Annotated in this window: 19 protein-coding genes and 2 pseudogenes; 17 read left to right on the top strand and 4 right to left on the bottom strand. The window is 67.7% G+C overall.

What is annotated here, in order from left to right:
• Positions 1 to 110 precede the first annotated feature (110 nt).
• Together ACZ2G1_RS03960 and ACZ2G1_RS03955 are read right to left on the bottom strand one after the other, a co-directional pair.
• Positions 111 to 383, bottom strand: a complete 273-nt coding sequence (locus ACZ2G1_RS03960) for a hypothetical protein (RefSeq protein ID WP_424348322.1) — start codon at positions 381 to 383, stop codon at positions 111 to 113.
• A 632-nt stretch (positions 384 to 1,015) separates the two neighbouring features.
• On the bottom strand, positions 1,016 to 1,483 hold the full coding sequence (locus tag ACZ2G1_RS03955) for a hypothetical protein (protein WP_424348323.1): 468 nt from the start codon (positions 1,481 to 1,483) through the stop codon (positions 1,016 to 1,018).
• 273 nt (positions 1,484 to 1,756) lie between these two features.
• Between ACZ2G1_RS03955 and ACZ2G1_RS03950 the strand changes: the two genes are divergently transcribed.
• The 11 genes from ACZ2G1_RS03950 to ACZ2G1_RS03900 all read left to right on the top strand — a co-directional run bounded on the left by ACZ2G1_RS03950 (position 1,757) and on the right by ACZ2G1_RS03900 (position 11,844).
• Complete coding sequence (locus ACZ2G1_RS03950; RefSeq protein ID WP_424348324.1) at positions 1,757 to 2,305, top strand: hypothetical protein; 549 nt, start codon at positions 1,757 to 1,759, stop codon at positions 2,303 to 2,305.
• Between the two features lie 116 nt (positions 2,306 to 2,421).
• Positions 2,422 to 2,595 carry a hypothetical protein gene (locus ACZ2G1_RS03945; protein WP_470377500.1) on the top strand — a complete coding sequence of 58 codons (174 nt, stop codon included), beginning with the start codon at positions 2,422 to 2,424 and terminating at the stop codon, positions 2,593 to 2,595.
• Positions 2,596 to 3,487: 892 nt separating this feature from the next.
• Positions 3,488 to 4,722 (top strand): IS3 family transposase gene (locus ACZ2G1_RS03940; RefSeq protein WP_272028149.1). Its coding sequence is split into 2 segments (ribosomal slippage): positions 3,488 to 3,797 and positions 3,797 to 4,722, totalling 1,236 coding nucleotides; the frame shifts between segments, so codons are not numbered across the junction.
• A gap of 133 nt (positions 4,723 to 4,855) precedes the next feature.
• Positions 4,856 to 6,106 carry an IS256 family transposase gene (locus ACZ2G1_RS03935; RefSeq protein ID WP_470377714.1) on the top strand — a complete coding sequence of 417 codons (1,251 nt, stop codon included), beginning with the start codon at positions 4,856 to 4,858 and terminating at the stop codon, positions 6,104 to 6,106.
• A 120-nt stretch (positions 6,107 to 6,226) separates the two neighbouring features.
• Positions 6,227 to 6,850 (top strand): ABC transporter ATP-binding protein, encoded by a 624-nt coding sequence (locus ACZ2G1_RS03930; RefSeq protein ID WP_470377499.1) that lies wholly within the window; start codon positions 6,227 to 6,229, stop codon positions 6,848 to 6,850.
• Complete coding sequence (locus tag ACZ2G1_RS03925) at positions 6,847 to 8,460, top strand: hypothetical protein (RefSeq protein ID WP_470377498.1); 1,614 nt, start codon at positions 6,847 to 6,849, stop codon at positions 8,458 to 8,460. The genes ACZ2G1_RS03930 and ACZ2G1_RS03925 overlap by 4 nt, the downstream gene beginning before the upstream one ends.
• A gap of 194 nt (positions 8,461 to 8,654) precedes the next feature.
• Complete coding sequence (locus ACZ2G1_RS03920) at positions 8,655 to 9,137, top strand: hypothetical protein (RefSeq protein WP_101851571.1); 483 nt, start codon at positions 8,655 to 8,657, stop codon at positions 9,135 to 9,137.
• Between the two features lie 133 nt (positions 9,138 to 9,270).
• Entirely contained in the window at positions 9,271 to 9,615 is a 345-nt protein-coding gene (locus tag ACZ2G1_RS03915) for a hypothetical protein (RefSeq protein WP_101851572.1), read from the top strand.
• Positions 9,616 to 10,032: 417 nt separating this feature from the next.
• On the top strand, positions 10,033 to 10,392 hold the full coding sequence (locus ACZ2G1_RS03910; protein WP_424348328.1) for a hypothetical protein: 360 nt from the start codon (positions 10,033 to 10,035) through the stop codon (positions 10,390 to 10,392).
• Between the two features lie 216 nt (positions 10,393 to 10,608).
• Positions 10,609 to 11,229 (top strand): hypothetical protein, encoded by a 621-nt coding sequence (locus ACZ2G1_RS03905; RefSeq protein WP_424348329.1) that lies wholly within the window; start codon positions 10,609 to 10,611, stop codon positions 11,227 to 11,229.
• Between the two features lie 150 nt (positions 11,230 to 11,379).
• Positions 11,380 to 11,844 carry a hypothetical protein gene (locus ACZ2G1_RS03900; protein ID WP_424348330.1) on the top strand — a complete coding sequence of 155 codons (465 nt, stop codon included), beginning with the start codon at positions 11,380 to 11,382 and terminating at the stop codon, positions 11,842 to 11,844.
• 82 nt (positions 11,845 to 11,926) lie between these two features.
• Here the strand turns inward: ACZ2G1_RS03900 and ACZ2G1_RS03895 are convergent, their stop codons facing one another.
• Positions 11,927 to 13,027, bottom strand: a complete 1,101-nt coding sequence (locus tag ACZ2G1_RS03895) for an IS30 family transposase (RefSeq protein WP_255219435.1) — start codon at positions 13,025 to 13,027, stop codon at positions 11,927 to 11,929.
• Between the two features lie 234 nt (positions 13,028 to 13,261).
• Here ACZ2G1_RS03895 and merA point away from each other — a divergent pair, with 234 nt between their 5' ends.
• The 6 genes and pseudogenes from merA (at position 13,262) to ACZ2G1_RS03865 (ending at position 19,952) form a co-directional block, all read left to right on the top strand.
• Positions 13,262 to 14,707 carry a mercury(II) reductase gene (gene merA / locus ACZ2G1_RS03890; protein WP_101851575.1) on the top strand — a complete coding sequence of 482 codons (1,446 nt, stop codon included), beginning with the start codon at positions 13,262 to 13,264 and terminating at the stop codon, positions 14,705 to 14,707.
• Between the two features lie 256 nt (positions 14,708 to 14,963).
• Positions 14,964 to 15,845: pseudogene (locus tag ACZ2G1_RS03885) on the top strand (FAD-dependent oxidoreductase); the annotation flags it as partial.
• Between the two features lie 24 nt (positions 15,846 to 15,869).
• Complete coding sequence (locus tag ACZ2G1_RS03880) at positions 15,870 to 16,313, top strand: hypothetical protein (RefSeq protein WP_470377713.1); 444 nt, start codon at positions 15,870 to 15,872, stop codon at positions 16,311 to 16,313.
• A 91-nt stretch (positions 16,314 to 16,404) separates the two neighbouring features.
• Entirely contained in the window at positions 16,405 to 17,793 is a 1,389-nt protein-coding gene (locus tag ACZ2G1_RS03875) for an FAD-dependent oxidoreductase (RefSeq protein WP_470377497.1), read from the top strand.
• Positions 17,794 to 17,911: 118 nt separating this feature from the next.
• A complete protein-coding gene (locus ACZ2G1_RS03870; RefSeq protein WP_284563944.1) occupies positions 17,912 to 18,301 on the top strand; it encodes a heavy metal-responsive transcriptional regulator in 390 nt (129 codons plus the stop codon).
• 496 nt (positions 18,302 to 18,797) lie between these two features.
• Entirely contained in the window at positions 18,798 to 19,952 is a 1,155-nt protein-coding gene (locus tag ACZ2G1_RS03865) for a heparan-alpha-glucosaminide N-acetyltransferase domain-containing protein (RefSeq protein WP_470377496.1), read from the top strand.
• A gap of 80 nt (positions 19,953 to 20,032) precedes the next feature.
• On the opposite strand, the pseudogene ACZ2G1_RS03860 reads toward ACZ2G1_RS03865, so the two are convergent.
• A pseudogene (locus ACZ2G1_RS03860) lies at positions 20,033 to 20,679 on the bottom strand (sensor histidine kinase).
• Positions 20,680 to 20,751: the final 72 nt, after the last annotated feature.

Below are 20,751 nucleotides of genomic sequence, written 5' to 3'. Positions count from 1 at the left end.
GCCAACCACGCCTGTTTGCGAAACGGAACGTCAAAGATGTGGGCTCTTCCGTCGCTCAACCCGGGCAACGCGTCCCGCTGAGGTGCAGTCGAGGTTCCCTGGGGGTCTGGTCACCTCACGAAGAGGAGATACTGCCCCGGCACGGCAAGGAGCAGGACGGCTCCGATCAGGAAGCACCACGAGGACCGCCTCATCAGCGCCTCCATTTCCTGTGGAGTCGTGGAATCGCCGGGGAAGGTGAGGAAAAGAAAGCGTTCGGCGGATCGTCGAGCTTTTGGCCCTGTACGGCGCAAGCTGACGAACATGACCATGTACACGAGAGCCCAGACTGGGGAAAGCAGGGCGACCTCATCCGCGTCCTCGAAGTTCGGCAGGATGACCAAGATAAGGAGCGGAAACAGCGTGAGCCCGGTGCATGCGGTGATCCACCGTGTGGTCGCTCTCACTGATGGCCTGCAGTCAATTTGGCCCTGCTTCCCATTGCTGTACGTATCAAGGCGTAGACCCTCAAGCGTGATCTAAGGCCTGGACTATAGCCCCTGCTCGTCCTACCGATTTATCCGAGGATTCTGGTTCTTACGGGTCTGGCGGACCCCTACCCAAACGCTGAGCAAAACACAGACCATGCCCACGCTGGTGAACCACGATCCCAGGTGCCCTTGGAAGGCCAGGATCAATGACACGACGAGAACCGCGCTTGCGAGCCCCACAAGGACCCATCGCCCTGTTGTCATCTGCCCTCCAATTGCTCGGTCTGCCTAGCTTCAGATCCTTGCACGGGCGGGTCACGGGAGTCTGTCGGCTCTTGTGAAACAGACTCCCTGCGCCGGACATGCAGTCCAGCCGGCGCCTCCAATGCCGTTTAACGTGGGCGACCATGGGCCTCTGGGCGATCGGCCTATTGAAGTACTCCTTGTGGCGGCGTCTGGTACCGCGAAGCACTCCGTAGATGGGGAAAGCGACCGACCCGCCCAAAGCAGATGAGGGACCTCCGACCAGCTGCGGTTGGGGTTCCCTAGAAGGGGCGTCCGGTGCGGCGGAAATGTACGGCGTCGATGACGACGAAGATGGAGCCGAGAAAGGCCAATCCGGACCCGATCATGAAGATGCCGGCCGGGAGAATTGGGACCCCAGTCGGATCTTGGGCACGCGAGACTTCCATGAGCACGAACATGGCCAGGGCGGCACCGACACCGGCCCCGGTGAGGGTCAGGCCGAAGTGGCGGGCGGATCCGGTGAGGTCCGTCAAGAACGCCTTAATGGCATGAGTCCCATCACCTGAGGGCTTGGATGAGCGTGGCCCCTGTTTCAGCGCCCAGAAAAAGACCACAGCACCCATGAGCAAGGCAACACCTGTGATGATGACGAACCCCGTTTGGTTGTAGACGCCCATGGCGATGACGCCCAGCGCACCTACGACCAGGAGGCCGGCGTAAACAAGAACAATCGCTCTCATCGGGCCCGCCGGGCGCTGCGTGTGCACCAGGGCTGCGCCTGCTTCCGCATCGTTGGACTCCTCAAAGTAGATCTATTCGAACAAGCCCCCCTGGGGCGGGGGCCTGTCTTCTAGATCTATCAGCGCCCACCTCCGCCTACCAGCCACATAGTCGTGGTCCCATCGTGACTACGGCGGTACCGCTACTGGGCGGCCGCATCCCGGGCATTGCAGTTGAGGTTCGGCTTCGGGTGGAGCCTGATGAGGGTCCCCTTTTGTGCGCCGAGACTGCCGCCCACATCGGGCGGTAACGTCGCGAACGTGGACGAGGACGCTGGCGCCGTGGGCCGTGACATTCGACCCGCCGACGGACTCTCGATCCCCACGGTTGGTCAACTCATCAGGCGCGCCCTACCGGCAAGTGCAGTGGCGGTGATCAGCTTTCCGGCGCTGGCGTGGTTCCTGCCCAATGCTGCGCCGGAGCTGCTGTGGTTCCTGGCCACCCTGGCCGTCTTCGGGTTGCTAATGCTCGTCCACCACTTCGCTCAGGCCCCACGTCCCCGTTTCAACAAGAAGGTCAGCAAGGTGCGATGGCAGGGGGCGCTGTCCTCGGCACCGAAGTTCAGGACCGTACCGTCGGATCCCGACGTCCGGGCCGCTGCGGGCCTGGCTGCCTGCGCCATCATCGAGGGGCTTGTGGTGATGGTGGCAGTCCTGCTGGGCATGTTCCTCGGTGAGCTCGTCCGGCCGGAGTTTCCGTGGGTGCTGGCTTCCTGTGGGGCGTTGGGGGTCGCGATCGGTTCCGCCTTCCGGATCCGGCGCGCTTGGTGCTATCTGAACGTGCTGCACGCTGGGTCACGCTCCGCTTGACCACTGGACCTGCCATGTCGCGGTTGGGGTTCCCTTGATTAGCATCGTTCTACATGCTCCAGGGGTAGCTGGAACGGCGGACAGACAGGTCCCCATCCCCTCGATAACGTCATTGCATGAGCAATGCGGAGCCAGGGGACTTGGCGCAGGTGCAATTGGCGCATGCCCAGCGGCCGATCCCGTCCCGTCGGCGCCTGCTACAGTCCGCGGCAACGTTCGCCGGCATCTTCACCGCGCTCAACCTCACCGTCGTCTGGGGCGTCGACCAGCTATGGGGCCTGAATTATTAGCGCTTCCTCGTCGGACTGCTCGTAGCGTTGCTGATCGGACTGGCTGTGCGACGGCTCATCCGCATTCCGGTCCCTGTGGTACGCCGTGTCGAAGGACGAAAGCAAGCCGATCGAGCCCGTGATGAGACGGTCCGCATCGGGCACGTGCCGGCTTCTTCCTCCTTGCGAACCGGTGCAGCCGTCAGGTCATGCGAGGACGTCGAAGGAGCTGCTTTCGCCGTTGGATTGGGCCTGACGATAGGACTGGGCCTGGTGCTGTGGCCTCACATGGCCTGGACGGTGGTGCTCATTGCGTTCGTTCTGGTCGCACTGGGACCAGCGGTACGTATGCGTCGTGCGTGGGCCTACTTGCGTCTCCACGAGACGAGCCCGAACCCAGGCTAGATTCCACCCACCGGGTGCGATACGGGTTCCCGTTTGCGCTGGGAGTCCGCCCGGCGAGTCGGTTATCAGGGGGTCTTAGGGGCCGATGTTAGGCTTCGCGAACTCAACGGAAGTGATGTCATGCACACCAAAGTCCGAGTCGCAGCGATCGTCGTTCTCCTTCTCGCACTAGGCCTGTTCGCCATTACTGAATGGTTGCCCGCCCTCCTCTTTCTCCCCGCGGCAGGAGGTGCACTCCTTCTGAACGAGTCCGGGATGCTCACACCTGGGCGGCTCCGTCACGACAGGGACCGCTCACGCTCCTAATCGTTGCGGGTCCATGGGCATCGGCACGTGCAGTTGGGGTTGGTGTTCGGTCGTGGCGGTGTCGGATGTCCGGCTGGTGGGGGATCTGTGGGCGGTGGCATCGGGAAACAATGGGGTGGCCGTGTTGCCGTTGAAAGGGGCTTGACCCTTGATCTTGGACACGCGGTATCCAGCACGATGCTGGGGAAGCGAGAATCCAAGGATGGCCAGGAAGAACTACACCGACGAGTTCCGTCGCCGGGCGGTGGACTTGTACGAGTCCACGCCGGGCGCGACGCTCAAGGGGATCGCGGCGGATCTGGGCGTGTCCCGGGGCTCGTTGAAGGAGTGGGTCGACAAGCTCGGCTCTAGGACCACGACCGCGGGGGCGCCCACGGCCGCGCCGGCCGGTCGGCCGGAGTCGCAGGCTGCGCGGATCGCCCGGCTGGAGGCCGAGAACGCGGCGCTGCGGACCGAGCAGGCCAAGCTCGCCGAGGAGCGGGACATCTTGCGCCAGGCGGCGAAGTATTTCGCCGGGGAGACGAACTGGTGAACCGCTTCCAGTTCGTTGAGGACCACAAGGACGCCTGGAGCGTGAAGCGGTTGTGCGAGGTCGTGGAGATCGCGAGGTCGTCGTTCTACGCATGGCTGGCCGCCGCGCCGCAACGGGCCGCGAGGGTGGCAGCGGACGCGGCGCTGGCGGCGCGGATCCGGGCGCTGCAAGACCCGCAGCAGGGCGGGGACCGCGCATCCGGGGCGCCGCGGATCACCGCCGACCTCAACGAGGACGCGCCTGCCGACGAGCGGGTCAACCACAAGCGGGTGGCCCGCGTGATGCGTCAGCACGGCTTGGCCGGCATCCGCCTGCGCAAGCGCGTGAAGACTACGGTGCCGGACCAGTCCGACCGGAAGTTCCCCGACCTGGTCGGCCGAGACTTCACCGCTGGGGAGCCGGGCCGCCGCTACGTGGGCGACATCACTTACCTGCCCATCGCCGACGGCACGAATCTCTACCTCGCGTCCTGCATCGATCTGGGCTCGCGGAAGCTGGCAGGGTGGAGCATGGCCGGGCACATGCGCACCGAACTCGTCGAGGACGCGCTCAGGACCGCGCGGCGCGAGCGCGGCACTCTGCGCGGCGCGATCTTCCACTCGGACCACGGGTCGGTCTACACCTCGAAGTCGTACGCAACTCTCTGCGAGCGGCTCGGGGTGACCCAGTCGATGGGCGCGATCGGCTCGTCCGCGGACAACGCCTTGGCCGAATCGTTCAACGCGGCTCTCAAGCGCGAGCTGCTCGAGGGTCGCCCCGCGTTCCCCGACCAGGCCACGGCCTACCGGGCCGTGTTCCGGTGGGCGAACCGCTACAACACCCGCCGCCGCCACTCCGCGATCGGCAACATCGCCCCGAACGCCTACGAGACCGCTGCGTCCGCTACGCTCCCGGAAGCGGCATAACCGAAACGACACCGTGTCCAAGACCCGGGGTCAAGACCCAAAGGGGGACTGTAAGAACAACGGTGTGTGAGGGTCCGGCCTGATCCGAAAGGAGACGGCCGTGTCAGAGTCCACGACCGAGATGACAGGCACGATGATCGATCCCGTGACCGGAGAGATCATCGATCAGAAGGACCTCGCTGAACGGCTGCTCGCCCAGGCCAAAGAGCAAGGCGTGAGCCTGGTCGGGCCAGGCGGTCTGCTGAACCAGCTCACGAAGAACGTCCTCGAGACCGCCCTAGAAGCCGAACTGACCGAGCACCTCGGTCACGACCACGGGCAGACCCCGATCGCGGCCAACATGCGCAACGGCACTAGGTCGAAGACCGTGCTGACCGAGATCGGCCCGGTCGAGATCGAGGTGCCCCGGGACCGGGACGGGTCCTTCGAGCCGGTGATCGTGCCCAAGCGGAAGCGGCGCCTGGATGGGATCGACCAGATCGTCCTCTCCCTGTCGGCCCGCGGGCTGACCACCGGGGAGATCGCCGTGCACTTCGAGGAGGTCTACGGGGCGAAGGTCTCCAAGGACACCATCAGCCGGATCACCGAGAAGGTCGCCGGTGAGCTGGCCGAGTGGTCCTCCCGTCCGCTGGACCCGCTCTATCCGGTGCTCTTCGTCGACGCGATTGTGGTGAAGGTCCGCGACGGGCAGGTGCGCAACACCCCGTTCTACGTCGTCATGGGCGTGACCGTGCACGGGGAACGCGAGATCCTCGGGATCTGGGCTGGCGACGGCGCCGAGGGCGCCCGGTTCTGGCTGCAGGTCTTCTCCGAGCTGAAGAACCGGGGCGTCGAGGACGTGCTCATCGCCGTTTGCGACGGGCTCAAGGGCCTCCCGGAGGCGATCAGCACCACCTGGACGCAGACGGTGGTTCAGCAGTGCATCGTGCACCTGATCCGCAACTCCTTCCGCTACGCCGGCCGCCAGCACCGCGACGGGATCGTCAAGGCGCTCAAGCCCGTCTACACCGCCCCGAGCGAGAACGCGGCGAAGGACCGGTTCGCCGAGTTCAAGGCCGAGTGGGGCCAGCGGTATCCGGCGATCGTGCAGCTGTGGGAGTCCTCGTGGGCGGAGTTTGTGCCCTTCCTGGAGTACGACGTGGAGATCCGCCGGGTGATCTGCACGACGAACGCGATCGAGTCGATCAACGCCCGCTACCGCAGGGCGGTGCGGGCGCGCGGACACTTCCCGCACGAGCAGGCCGCGCTGAAGTGCCTGTACCTGGTCACTCGGTCCCTTGACCCCACCGGCGGAGGCAGAGCACGGTGGGTGATGAGGTGGAAGCCGGCGCTGAACGCGTTCGCGATCACCTTTGCCGGACGGTTCGAGAGAACCGCTCACTGATGAAAACCGCCGGGCCCCACACACCGTTTATCGGACAGTCCCCCCAAAGGCTCGTTGTCCGTGAGTGGTGCTCCTGTCCTGTCTGTTCGTGAGTTGGTGTGTGGTTATGCCGGGGTGCCGGTGACCGCCGGGGTCAGCTTCGAGGTGGGGCCAGGGGAGGCGGTGGTGCTGCTCGGGGCCAATGGGGCGGGCAAGTCCACGGTGTTGCGCACGTCGGTGGGCCAGCAGGCTGCGGTGAGCGGGGACAGGTGGCTGAAGGGTGGGCCGGTGGTGGAGAACTCGCTGGTCTACCGGCGGGTGGTGAGTTGTCTGTTCGACGAGGACGCTTTTTTGCCTGGGGTGTCGGTGGGTCATCACCTGGAATTGGTGCTGCGCGGTCACGGGGTAGCCGAGGCGGCGGTAGTGGCGGGCGAGGCGGTGGCGGAGTTCGGGTTGGGCGACCGGGTGGACGCCTCGCCGTTCGCTCTGTCTTCGGGCCAGCGCCGGCGGGCGCTGCTGGCCGCAGCCCTGATCCGCCCGTTTGAGCTGCTGGTCCTCGATGAGCCCGAACAGCGCCTGGACACTCTGATGCGGTCCCGGCTGGCCGATCGTCTGGTCGCCGCCCGCGACGCGGGGGCGGGGTTGCTGATCGCCACGCACGACGCGTCGCTGGCGGAGGCGGTGGGCACCACCGTGCTCGCCATCGATAGGGACACCGCCCTTCCACCGGTCGTTGCTGACCCGCAACGGGAGGGACGGTCGTGACGGCCGGTGTCGGCGTGAGGCCTGCCGGGCCCGCTGAGATCGAGGTGTTCCTGCGAGGCGCCCGGGCGCAGGTTCGAGGCCGGGCTCGAGGTGCGGATCGGTTCGTCGATGTCTACACCGGGCTGTTCGTCACGGTGGTGCTGGTGGCCTGGGCGGTCGCCGGGGTCCTGGGTCTCGGGGCCTCGTTGGGGGATCTGGTGGCCGCCGGTTCCCCCGGCGGGATGCTGCACCGCCCGGCGGCCGCCTGGGTGGGGGCCGGGGCGCCGGTGCTCGGAGTCGCTGTGCTGCTGGGGGTGGCCTGGGTCGGTGTGGTGGACCTGTTGCGGGGGCTGGGACCGGTGGGGGTGTCCCCGGAGCGGGCGGTGTGGGTGTGGCCGCTGCCCGGGGCCGGGGCGCAGGAACCGATCCGCAGTGTGCGCCGGATGCTGTGGGTGGCGGTTGCGGCCGGGGCGGTGTTCGGTGGCACCGGGCTGCTGCTGCTGTCGGGTGCCGGGCCGGCAGCCGGGCGGGGCGCGCCGTGGTGGGAGGCGGCGGCACGGCTGGTGTGCTGGGCCGGTCTGGGGGTCAGTGCGGTCGGGGTCTCTGTCTGGGCCCAGACCGCCGGCGGGGTGCCGGACTCGCTGCGGTCCCGCCCCTGGGCGGGCTGGTTCCTGGTGCTGGGGGCTGTGCTGGTCGTGTTGGCCGGGACCCGGGACGGGGCCACCGGCCCGTGGGATGTCCTCGTGCCGCCCCTGTGGGTCGTGGGGGTCGCAGGATTACTGGTGGTAGTGGCCGGGCTGTTCTGGGTCTGGTCGCTGCGGTGGGCCCGGGGCCTGGACGGGGTGCACCTGCGGGCGTCCGGAGCGCGGACCCGGCATCTGTCCAACGCCGTGTCCCTGCTGTCGACCCAGGACCTGACCGCCGCGCTGGCCCCCGCCACGGTGACCGGGGTGCGGGGACTGTCGGGGAGCACACCGGGCTGGGTGTCGGGGCCGCGCACGGTGGTGCTGTTCGCCTCGCTCACGGCCCTGCGGACCAGCCGGTGGCGGTCCGGGCTGGTCGTCGACCTCGGGCTGACCGTGGTGCTGCTGGCCGCCTTCTCCCACACCGTGGTGCTGGCCGGCTGGGCCGCGCTGCTGGTGGTGGGATACCGGGGGCTGGGCCGCGGCACGGCCTATCTGGCCGATCTGCGCGCCGGGGCCGCCGCCGAACGGAACCTCCCGATCGCCCCCACCGCAGCCGCCCTGATGCACCTGGTCCTCCCGTGCGTGCTCAACGCCGCGGTCCTGGGCGCCGTGGCACTGCTGGCCGGGCTCGCGGCCGGCACCAGCTGGGCGGTGATGATGCTTCTCGGTGCCGTGACCGGGACCGGAATCGGTGCGGCCGGCCTTTACCGCGCTCTGGGCCCGGAACCGGACCACACCCAGCCCCCGATCGACACCCCCCTGGGACCGGTGCCCGTAGCCCAGCTGATCGGCTACAGCCGGGGGCTCATCCTGGTGCCCGCCCTGCTCGCGGCACCGGCCACCGTACTGCTCCACCCCACCGCCTGGCCGGCGGCCCTGGCAGCCGCCCTCGCCCTGACGGCCACCGCCGTGGCCCTGGCCATCAGCACCGACCGGAAACACTGAGACCCGAATCCTGGGGGCCACAGCCGAGCCGAACCACACCTACCGGGCTCCCGAGGTGCGATAGGGGTTCGTGCCCGGGCGCGAGGCAGCGCCCGGCGGTCGGTTGAGGTGCTTTCCGAATTCCGCTGACCAGTGGAGACCGAGGACGCGTGGCGCGCGAACCTGAGGCATGTCGATGTCTCTACGGTGGTGGCATGGGATCCATCGTGTCTGCTCCTGCCGATCTGGTGATCGCCACCAGCGACGGCATCGATGTGCACTTCGCCGGCATCGACCTCGACGCCAGCCTGTCTGCCCAAGCGCAGGAGCCACCGGGTGGCAACGGCGTGCGGATCAGCCTCGCCGCGGTGCGCGGGGAAGAGACCATGCGCCGGGACGGCCAGTTCCAGGCTGCCCGCCTGGCCTGGGCCCAGCGGCGGCAGGACCAGGTGACCGAGGAGGAGCCGGTGCCGCTCATGCCGGGGTTCTCCGTCCTGGACCGGGTCGGGGTGGTGCTCAGCGATGAGCTCGGTACCGAGTACCGCCTGGTGGCCGGACAGGCGGCCGGGGACGGCACCGAGTGGGAGAGTGCCTGGGAGTTCGTGCCCCAGCCCTCGGAGGTGTCCGGGACCCTCCGACTCCAGTTCACCCTGGACGGAGCGCCGACCGGCAAGACCTGCGAGGTCCGGGTCCCATAGGCTTCGACGGCGCCCGTGAGCCGGGTGACCGTGCCCACGACCGCTGGTATCGCGTCGAGGCGCTGGGAAGACAAGCCTGGCCCCGCGATCTCAGGCGCAAGGACCACGAGCACAGTTGAGGAAAGGAACGGCGATGAACACCCCGGACTATGCAGGACTGGAGCGCCTGCTGCGGGAGCGCAACGGGATCGACTGGGTGATGGTCGCCAACGTGATCGACGATGCCACCGCCTACGGCCTGCCCGGGACCGAAGAAAACGCCATTGACTACATCGTGGGGCTTCATGAGCAGGGCAAGATCCGTGTCGGTACCTACGTCCATGGCACCCGGGAAGGATTCATCCCGTGGGAGGAACCGATCCCCGACCTGCCGGCCCGCTTGCGGGCGGCCTTGGTGCCCACAGACCCCGAGGACCCCTTGGGGCCGGTCATGACCGTCATGTTCACGTTCATCGACGAGGCCCCACCCGCTGCTTGATCGATGGAGGGCAAGAAATTCCTCCACGGGCTCAGATGGAGGGTATGGCGAGACTCCGGGGTCTACTTCCTGCCCTTCTCTCGCCCTCTCAGACGAAACCCGTGAGTGCTCCTTACCGACAGGTCGGCCATACCGTGGGACGAACCTACCTGAGGCCTCTATACACGCGGAAGGAGACCACTTGAAGGCCACGGCGGCCTCATCCGGAGTTCAATCGTCGACCCACTGTGCTGCGGTTGAGGTTGGGTCTGGGCGCCTCTAGGGGGAGCCCGGAAGAGCATCCGTGGTCTTTCTGGCGCACAAGAGGGGATCGAGCAGAGCGGAACTGGCGTGTGAGGATACGACTACCTGCGCCATGAGCGGTGGCAGACCGGCAGAACGGAGCAAGCGCAGATGTCGTCGAATGGGATAGCCCGGTTGATCATCGGTGTGTTCGGCCTTCTGCTGATCGTGCTTACGGTTGTCGAGTCCCCGGAATTTGCCTGGTCTCTGGTTCCCATTGTCTTCATCATTCTGGCTCTGCTGTTCGTCCTGCCGGGGCGACGGCTCGCCTGGGGGCCGAGGTCGCCGAAGGCCCAGCGGGTGATCTACACGGCGGTCTTCGTGCTGGGGGCGATCCTGGCCATGCTTCTGCCCGAAGTCGTCCGGGGGGAGGGGATGTCCTGGTTTATCCTTCCCGTCACGGCGATTGCTGCAGCGACCATCGGAACCATTAGCTGGTTCACTTTCCGAGCGCAGGGGCAAGGGTCCGAGGGCGGCGGGAGGGAGATTCGCTGACATGGAAGTTGTCCAGCCTGTCCGGGTGGACACGGGCCCTTGCCGTGGAATAGGGCGCGGAAGCCGAGCATCCACGGGTGCAGCTGGGGTTCTTGACGCGACGCGATGGCTATCGGCGCATGTCCCTTCGCAACAACGGTCGTTCACTTATGCACATATGATGGATGTTTGTACCGGGCGGTAAGACAAAAGACCGCCCAGACCTGGGGGTGGCGGGTGCAGCAGCGACGGTGGGCGCAGCTGGCGGTGCTGGGCGGGTTGTTCATGATCGCCGTCGGGGCGGTGCCCCTGTGGTGGAGCATCGGGCACCTGACCTCGCCGGCCACCTCGGAACTCTTCGCCCCGTGGCTGGGCGTGCTCACCGGGGCGATGGCGGTCGTTCTCGGCGTCCTGCTCATCGGTGGTGTTCTCCGTCGGGCTCCTCGGCAGCTGAACCGGCGACGGTCCACCTGGATCATGCTGGTGTGGTGGCCGGTCGCCGGGGTGCTGATGCTGCTCAGCAGCTGGGAGAAGCCGGCCATGGCCGGTGTCGCGCTGTTCCCCGTCCTGGTGGCGTTCCCCGTGGCAGCACTGTTCGAGAAGCCGCGGCAACAGCAGCGCTACGCCCAGCTCATCGCCGCCCGTCCGCACCGGGTGCAGGCCATGATCGGTGTCGGGGTGGTCGGCTCCGTGCTTTTCGGTGCCTTCGGTGTGCTCTCCGCAATCGCGCGGGACTGGCAGTCGCTGGGGGCTTTCCTGGCGTTCTTCCTGATGAGTTCCAGCTACCTGATGGGGGCGCGAGCCGACCGTCGACAGTTCTCTTCGCCGGGGGCACATCCCCGGGGGACCGGTTCCTGAAGTCTCTCCTCGTGTCGGCCGAGGAGTAGGACCCGGCGGGCTCTTCGGGCGACGCTGGAGCCGGGTCACGCCTCGGATGAGGGGTCAGACTGGTGGTGTGCTGTCGTGCCAGGATGCCGTTACCGCAGGCAATGACTGGGGGAGGGGACGATGCTGACCAGGGTCGACAAGGTGCTGCTGGCGCTGTGGCTGGTGCCTCTGGCCGTCGGCGCAGGCGCTGCTGTGAACACTGGCGGGGACGAGCAGATGATCATCCTGTTCGTCACCGGGCTCACCGCTCTGATGTACGTGATCACGGTGATCAGCATGTTCCACTACGCCCGCCGCCGGCGCGAGTGGGCCGAGCAGATGGCCGGTGAAGAAGCTGACCCTGACCACGTGGAGGGGCGCATGTTCTACCCTGGGCACGGCTACATCGACACCCCGCGAGCCCGTGGACGGTCCATGATCACCAGCGACGCGATGAAACTGTTCATCTTCATCCCGGTCGCGGTCTTCTTCGGCGTCACCCAGGGTGAGTGGACCTTCGCCGTGTTCGCTTTCGAGTTCATCGCCATGCTCACCATGGGTGTCTACCTCCACGAGCGCGACACGGAGCTCGATCCGGCGAAGTGACCGGAGCCCGAACCGGCAGGGCCGAGGGCCTGGGGCAGGTTGAGACTCTTCATTGCGGTAGGGGTTCGGCGGATTCTGGTGGTCATTGCAACAGCAGGTCGCCGATCACTTCGATCGGTTTCTGGAACTCTAGGCGTTTGCGGGGACGGTCGTTGAGCTCCTCGGCGACCGCGTCGAGCTCTGCGGCAGTGAACGCTGAGAGGTCGGCGCCTTTCGGGAAGTATTGGCGCAAAAGGCCGTTGGTGTTCTCGTTGATACCGCGTTGCCAGGGCGAGTGTGGGTCGCAGAAGAAGATCTCGATCCCGGCGTCCACCCGCACCTGCTTCCAGTCGCGCATTTCCGTGCCTTGATCCCAGGTCAGCGACCGTCGCAGCGCCTCCGGCAGTGTCTTGATCTTCGCGGCCAGCCCGTCACGGACCTGTTCGGGTTTGTAACCCTCGGGCAGGTGAACAAGCATCGTGTAGTTGGTGGTGCGTTCCACCAGGGTTCCGATGGCGCTCTGATTGTTCTTGCCAATGATCAGGTCACCCTCCCAATGGCCCGGCACTGCGCGGTCCTTGGCCTCAGCGGGCCGGTCGCTGATGTTGATCATGTCCGGGACCCGGTTCTTGCGTTGCCCGGCCTTGCGGCAGGGCCGGCGCACAGCTCGTCCGGTGCGCAGGTATCGGGTCAGCTCCTGTTTCAGGGCCCCACGGGACTGCACGTAGAGGGACTGGTAGATCGTCTCGGTCGACACCCACATCTCCGGCTTGTCGGGGAATTCTCGTCGCAGGCGCCCAGCGATCTGCTCCGGCGAATACTTCTTGGCGAGGTCTCTCACGACGATCGCACGCACCTCGGGATGGGTGTGCAGCTTCGCTGGCTTCGGGCGCGCTGCTCTTTCATAGGCCAGCACGTGCGCTGTCGTGGCCCGATAGCCGCCTTGGGCGGTGGCGTTACGTCGCAGCTCTCGAGAGATCGTCGACGGTGATCGGCCGATCGCCGCCCCGATCTGCCGCAAAGACTGTCCCTGAACGCGCAACAGGGCGATCTCCTCCCGCTCGGCGAAGCTCAGGCACCGGCCCTTGAGGTCGCGTCCGCGGCGTGGCCGCACCCCACCGGCCTCCTCCAGGACCCGGGCCCCGGTGCGCCGGCTTGTACGGATAGCTGCCACCGCCCCGGTGATGAACTCCCCGGCCTGCATCCGCTCCCAAAACACCTGGAGCAGATCCGGCCTGATCAAGATCGAGTACCCACCCACAACACCACCCCCAACGCTCAGTGTTGCAACCACCGCAAGAACCCGGGGTTCCTTTATGAGCTGTTATCGCAGTGGCACCTTGACCTTCCCCCGGGGGGCAAGGTGCAGGCTGGCTCGGAGAAGGGCACGCGGAGGGCTTCCGATGGGAGTGTTCCTCACGGACTTGTGGAGGTTGTCATGGCTGGAACTGCAGTGATCGAGACCGACCTGGCCATCATCGGTTCCGGTGGTGGTGCTTTCGCCGCCGCGATCCGGGCCTCCAGCCTGGGGCAGCGGGTGGTGATGGTTGAGCGGTCCACGGTGGGGGGTACCTGTGTGAACACCGGGTGCGTGCCGTCGAAGGCGTTGCTGGCCGCCGCGGACGCCCGCCATGTGGCCCTGGACGCATCCGGTCGGTTTCCCGGAATCAGCACCTCCGCCAGCTCGGTGGAGATGTCCGGGCTGATCACGGGCAAGGACGCCCTGGTGGAGGGGATGCGCTCGGAGAAGTACGTGGATCTGATCGGGGACTACGGGTGGGATCTGCGCCCGGGGGAGGCCACGTTCACCGGCGACGCCGGGGATCCGGTGCTGGAGATCACCGGCCGCGGCGGGGCCGTGGAGACGGTGCGGGCCCGGCACTACCTGGTGGCCACGGGCTCGGCCCCGTGGGCTCCACCGGTTGATGGCCTGGAGCAGGTCGACTACCTGACCTCCACGACGGCGATGGAGCTGCAGGAGGTCCCGGAGTCCATGATCCTGCTCGGCGGCGGCTATGTCGCCTTGGAACAAGCCCAGCTCTTCGCCCGGCTGGGCTCGAGGGTCACGATGCTGGTTCGCTCCCGGTTGCTGTCCGGGGAGGAGCCCGAGGTGTCGAAGACGCTGATGGGGGTCTTCGCCGATGAGGGCATCCAGGTGGTGCGCCGGGCTGCGGTCGAGTCCGTGGCCACCGACCCGGCCACCGGGGGCGTCGTGGTGGCCGCCATCACTCGGGCCGGGCGCCAGGAGTTCACCGCGGACCGGCTGCTGGTGGCCACCGGGCGCCGGGCGGTCACCGAGGGCCTGGGCCTGGGGGCGGTCGGGGTGGCCACCGGGGAGCGGGGGGAGGTCCTCGTGGAGGACACGCTGGTGAGCTCGAATCCGCGGATCTGGGCGGCCGGGGATGTCACCGGGTACCCGGAGTTCGTCTACGTGGCCTCGGCCCACGGGGTGACCGCGGTGGAGAACGCCTTCAACGGGACCGGGCAGCGGATCGACTACACCCACCTGCCCCGGGTCACCTTCACCTCCCCGGCCGTGGGCGCGGTGGGCATGACCGACCAGCAGGCCAGGGAGGCCGGCATCCGGTGTGAGTGCCGGGTGCTGCCACTGGAGTACGTACCTCGGGCGCTGGTGAACCGCGACACCCGCGGGTTCGTGAAGATCGTCGCTGAGGTCGATACCGGGCGGATCGTGGGGATCACCGCGGTGGCCCAGGAGGCCGGGGACCTCGCTGCGGCCGGGGTCTACATCCTGTCCGCGGGCATGACGGTGGACCAGGTCGCCACCTTGTGGTGCCCGTATCTGACGATGGCCGAGGGCCTGAAAATCGCCGCCCAGTCCTTCCGCACCGATGTCTCCAAACTGTCCTGCTGCGCCGCCTGAGGCCCGTTCGACCCCACCAGCAACCCGACTCGTGGGAGGGAACGACCGTGAAGGGCCACGATGGCTCTGCGGTGACCGGGCGGGCAGCCACCACGGCCGAGCAGACGCTCACCCAGGCCTCCGCCGACACCTCCGGCAACAGGCCAGGCGGCGGCTGCTGCTGAGATCTCACGTCCTGCCCCGAGATGAGATGGGGCGGCACGACGAGTTCGACGAGTGAAACCGAAAAATCCACCGAATCTGCAGGAGGTACATCATGGGCGAACATTTCGACGTGGCCGTGTTGGGCATGGGCCCCGGTGGTGAGGTCGCCGCCGGCCGCCTGCTCACGGCGGGGAAGAACGTCGTGGTCCTGGAGCGGGAGCTGATCGGTGGGGAGTGCGCCTACTGGGCGTGCGTCCCCTCCAAGACGGTGCTGCGCCCGGCCGAGGCCCGCACCGAGGTCCGCCGGGCCGCCGGGGTGTCCGGGACCGAGGTGGACTGGGCGTCCACCCGCGAGTAACGCGACTACATGATCCGCGACCTCGACGACTCCGCCCAGGCCGAGGGCTACACCGACCAGGGCGCGACCGTGATCCGGGGCGAGGCCCGCCTCACCGGTCCGGGCCGGATCCAGGTCGGGGAGCGGGAGATCACCGCCGAGCACATCATCATCGCCACCGGCTCCGAGGCCGTGGTCCCCCCGATCGAGGGCATCGAGGAGATCACCGCCTGGACCAACCGGGAAACCTACACCACCCACGACCTACCCCAACGGGCGGTGATCATCGGTGGCAGCGCCGTCGGGGTGGAAACCGCCACGTTCCTGGCCCGCTTCGGGGTGCAGGTCACCCTCATCCACCGCGGGGACCGCCTGCTGGGCCGGGAGGAACCCCGGGTGGGGGAGCTCGTCCACGACTACCTGACCGAAGCCGGGGTCGACATCCGCCTGGGTGCCTCGGCCGCCACGGCCCACCGGAACGGTGCGGACAGTGTGGTGACCCTCGAGGACGGGAGTGAGGTGGCCGCCGACGTCGTGATCTTCGGCACCGGCCGCGCACCCCGTACCCAAGGTCTGGGCTTCGAGACGGGCGGGGCACGCCTGGGCGAGCACGGCGAGGTGCTCATCGACGAGCACGCCCGGGCCGGGCAGAATCTGTGGGCGATCGGGGATGTCACCGGGGTGCTGCCCTTCACCCACGTGGCGAAGTACCAGGGGCGGATCGCCGCCGACGCGATCCTCGGCCGGGCGCATCCTGCCACCTATGAGGGGATCCCGCGGGTGGTGTTCGCCGACCCAGAGATCGCCGCCGCCGGCCTCACCGCTGAGCAGGCGCAGCAGCGCGGGATCCGCACCACCGCCACCGAGCTGGATCTGGCCCAGGCCATCGCCCGGCCCTGGACCTACGAGCAGGACCCGCGCGGGCACCTGGGGCTGCTGGCCGATGCCGAGCGGGGAGTGCTGATCGGGGCGTGGGCGGTCGGCCCGCAGGCCGGAGAATGGATCCACCACGCCTCCTTGGCCATCCGGGCGCAGCTGCCGCTAGAGCTCCTGCGCGATCAGGTCGCCCAGTTCCCCACCTACCACGAGGCCTATCAGGCAGCACTGGACAAGCTCGAGGTCTAGGTCTCGGGCCTGCGCAGCTCCGGGAAACCGGGGATGATCCGGTGCAGAACGCGAGAGCAAGCCGAAGAACTGCTCGAGGAAAGGGAAGCACATGGCCCAGCGATTGATCGTCATCGGCGGGGACGCTGCAGGGATGAGCGCGGCCTCGGCCGCACGCCGCCAGCTGCCTCGGGGTCAGTTGGAGATCGTGGCTTTTGAGCGCGGTCACTACACCTCCTACTCCGCCTGCGGGATCCCGTACTTCATCGGCAAGGACGTCGCGGAGGCCTCGGAGTTGATCGCTCGCACCCCGCAGCAGTTCCGCGACCACCACGACATCGACGCCCGGACCGGTCACGAGGTCCAGGAGATCGACCTTCACCGGCGCGCCGTACTGGTGCGTGAGCTGCCCACGGGACGGGAGAGGTGGGAGGGCTTTGATCAGCTCATGATCGCCACCGGCGCCACCCCGGCCCGCCCTCCACTGCCCGGGATCCAGGCGCAGGGCATCTACGGGGTGCAGACCCTCGATGACGGCCTGGCACTGCGGGCGGTGCTGGAGCGGGACCGGCCGGGCCGGGCGGTGGTCGTCGGGGCCGGGTACATCGGCCTGGAGCTGGCCGAGGCGCTGAGCGCCTGGGGCGTGGATATCACCGTGATCGGGCGTCCTCCGGCCCCGCTGCCGGGCCTGGATCCGGACATGGGAATGCTCATCGCCTCCGCGATGGAGGGCTTCGGGATGGAGGTGCGGATGGAGGAGACGGTCACCGGCTTCGGGACCCGTCACGGGACGGTCACCGCGGTGGTGACTGATCAGGCCACCATCCCGACCGATCTGGTGATCCTGGGCCTGGGGGTGGAACCGAACACGGCCCTGGCCGCCCAGGCGGGGATTCCGCTGGGGGAGACGGGGGCGATCGCGGTGGACCGCCGGCTGCGCACCGGGATCGAAGGGGTGTGGGCCGGAGGGGACTGCGTGGAGAAGTTCCACCGTGTTTCTCGCCGCCACGTCACGCTGCCGCTGGGCACGCACGCGAACAAGGAGGGCCGCACCGCCGGGATCAACATCGGCGGCGGCTACGCCACCTTCCCCGGGGTGCTGGGTACGGCCGTGACCAAGATCTGCGACATCGAAGTCGGACGCACCGGCCTCGGGGAGTCCGAGGCGCAGGCGGCCGGGTTCGATCCGGTCACCGCGGTGGTTGATTCCACCACCCGGGCCGGCTACTACCCCGGGGCCAAACCGATCCGTACCAAGCTCATCGCCGAACGCGGCACTGGCCGGCTGCTGGGAGCTCAGATCGTCGGGGAGGAAGGCGCGGCCAAGCGCATCGACGTGCTCGCAGTCGCCCTGTGGCACGAAACGCCGGTGGAGGAGCTGCTGAACATCGACCTGTCCTACGCCCCACCCTTTTCCCCGGTGTGGGATCCGGTGCTGATCGCCGCACGCAAGACCTGGCAAGCCGTGGAGGCCGACCGCTCCCGCACCGAACCCGGGTGACCCCCGGGGACTCCCGGGGACGGAGTCGTCACCGTCGCGCAAGGGTCAGGCAGTACCCTGCACCAGCACCTTCCTCTACCGTGGAAGGCCAAGGACCAGTTCAGGATCGGGGTGCACCGTGCGGATCGGTGAAGTGGCCGCGGCCGCCGGCATGACCACCAAAGCCCTGCGGTTCTACGAACAGCAAGGACTGCTCCCCCCGGCCCAACGCTGTCCCAACGGGTACCGCGACTATCCACCAGAGACCCTCGCCCGACTGGAGTTCATCCGCCGCAGCAAGATCGCCGGGCTCGCCCTGGCCGAGATCCGCGAGATCCTGCGGGTCCGCGACGCCGGGCAGGCTCCCTGCGCCCACGTGGCCGGCCAGCTGGCCCAGCAACTGGCCCGCCTCGATCAGCACATCGCTGAGCTCACCGCCCTGCGAGCCTCCGTGGCCGAGTACTACCAGGTCGCAGTCCGGGGGGATCCCGCCCAGTGCGATGCCGAGCAGATCTGCAGCTACCTCTGAGGCCACCATTGATGCGGTCTCCGCGGACGCCCAGACGCGCGAACACAGCGGTGAATCCGGGAACCACCGAGGCAACCTCGGCCAAAGTCAGCAGTAGCCATGGCAACGGGGGCCCTGCATCCACCGCAGCCACCGGTATTGCCGCCAGCTCCGCAGTTTGATCTCGCCTCTGCCGACCCCTCGGGGGCTCAACTCAGCGTAGCCACAGCCGCCCTATCGTGTCCGTCCGCACACATGGGGGGAGACCTACGTGCACGGTGGGGCTCGCGGGACTTTATGGAATCTTGAGGATTGCTCAACTGGAGCGCCAGGTGCAGCAGAGATCCTAGGTCCGGGATGGTCCCGGGGGTGCTGGGACCTCAGATACGGCTCGACTCTGGACCCTGGGGTGCCGGGGCGGGCCTGGGAGGTCGGGGGAGTCATGAGTTGGACGTCCAGAACGGAAGAACCTGCCCGGGTGGGTGCCACGGGCGGTGCCTGCAGGCCCGCGAGGTGGTTGGTCGGCATTGACGCGGCCCGCGGGCTGGCTTTGATCGGGCTGATCTCGATGCAGATCTTGCCCGAGTATGACGATGCGACCCAGGACTCGACCTGGTCGCACCTCATGTCTTCGGGGGATGTGGTGGCACTGTTCGCCCTGCTGGCCGGGGTGGGACTGGCACTCGGTTCCGGGGGGCGGTTCCCGCACACCGGCAGGTGGTTGGCCGCAGATCGGGTGGGGGTGGCCGTGCGGGCGGTGCTGATCGCCGTGGTGGGTCTGGGGATCGGGGCGCTGCTGCCCGCAGACGCCCCGGCGGACAACCTCTTGATCTATTACGCGGTGTTCCTCCTGCTGGCGATCCCGTTCCTGCACCTGTCCGCGACGGTGTTATTCGTTTGCGCGGCGGTCTCTTGGATCGTGGGTCCGCTGCTGATGCAGGGCCTGGCAGAAATCCTTCCCGCATACACCTTTTCCAACCCCACCTTCGCCGAGGTGGTGGACGAGCCTGCGGGGACGATCTCCCAGCTGTTGCTCACCGGCACCTACTCGGCCCTGCCGTACATGACCTATCTGCTGGTCGGACTGGGCCTGGGGCGGGTGCACCTGCGCGACACGGGGATTCAGGGTCGGCTGCTGACGGTGGGAGCGGGACTGGTGATTTTTGCCCAGACCACCTCCGTCTTCGTGTCCTATGCCTTCGGCGGGTATGACCGGTCGCTGACCACCGGTGGGGTGAGCGAGGACGAGCTAGCCGAGGTGCTGGTGTGGGGCCCGGGTTCCTTGCCCACCGACACGACTTGGTGGCTGGCGATCACTACCCCGCACACCAGCCCTCTGTGGGAGACTGCGGCCAGCCTGGGCGTGGGACTGCTGGTGCTGGGTAGCTTCCTGCTGGTCTCCCAACAGTTCAGGGCATGGTTGCTGCCGCTGTCGGCGATGGGCGCGATGGCCCTGACCCTGTACACCGTCCACCTGCTGGCGCTGTCCTTCCAGGCTCCCTACGACCAGCCCTACCTGTGGTACGTCATCCACGTGGTGGTCGCGGCACTGCTCGCGGTGGCCTGGCAACGAGCACTGGGTCAGGGACCGCTGGAGCGGGTGCTGAGCACCAGCGTGGAAACGACCCGCCGCACCGTGCTCCACCGCCCCTACTGGCTCCACCGGATGTGAGCAACAGTCGAGGCAGACTCTCACGCGCCGTGCCAGCCACAGCAGGTGGATTCCTCGGTGGCGGGCGCGGCCCGGAGCTGTTAGCTCCGGTCAGTTCGCGGGTTGGTATCGGGGCAGGCGGATCCAGAAGCCGGCTCCGCGCCCAGCTCCGGGGTCTTCAGGGTCCCGCCCTGGGCCTCGGCCAGGGCCTTACTGATGGCCAGACCCAGACCCGAGCCGCCCCGGTGGGCTTCCCGGCCGGTGTTGGCGCGGTAGAAGCGTTCGAAGATGTGGGGCAGGCTGGCTGGGGGATGCCTTCTCCGGTGTCGGGGACCGTGATCGTGAGCGCCTCGGAGGTGTGGTCGGTGCGCACGGTGATGGTCTCTCCCGATGGGGTGTGGCGCAGTGCGTTCTCCAGCAGGTTGCCCAGCACCTGGCGCATCCGCTCCCGATCGATCTGCACCGGGGCGGCGGGCAGGCCGGTGCTGGTCACCGTGATGTTTTTGCCTGCCGCGGCCTGAGCGATGGTCTCGATCGCCTCGGTGACCGGCTGCGCAGGGTCCTGGGCGGTGGGCTGGAGGTGGGTCATGCCCTCTTCGGCCCGGGTCAGGGCGCGGGTGCCGCGGGCTAGGCGTTGCAGCCGGGTGATCTGGGCGTGCAGGATCGCCGCGGTCCGCTCGTCCAGGGTCACGACCCCGTCCTCGATACCCTCCAGGTGTCCTTTAAGGCTGATCAGCGGGGTGCGCATCTCGTGGGCCAGATCGGCACAAGGTAAGCGAAGCCCCTAACAGCCGGAAAGGCGGAGCAGTGTCCCGTTCAG

This window comes from Kocuria sp. KKT182 (assembly GCF_055635395.1).
Note: the sequence above shows the minus strand (reverse complement) of the source record. Positions and strands in the feature narration are given on the sequence as shown.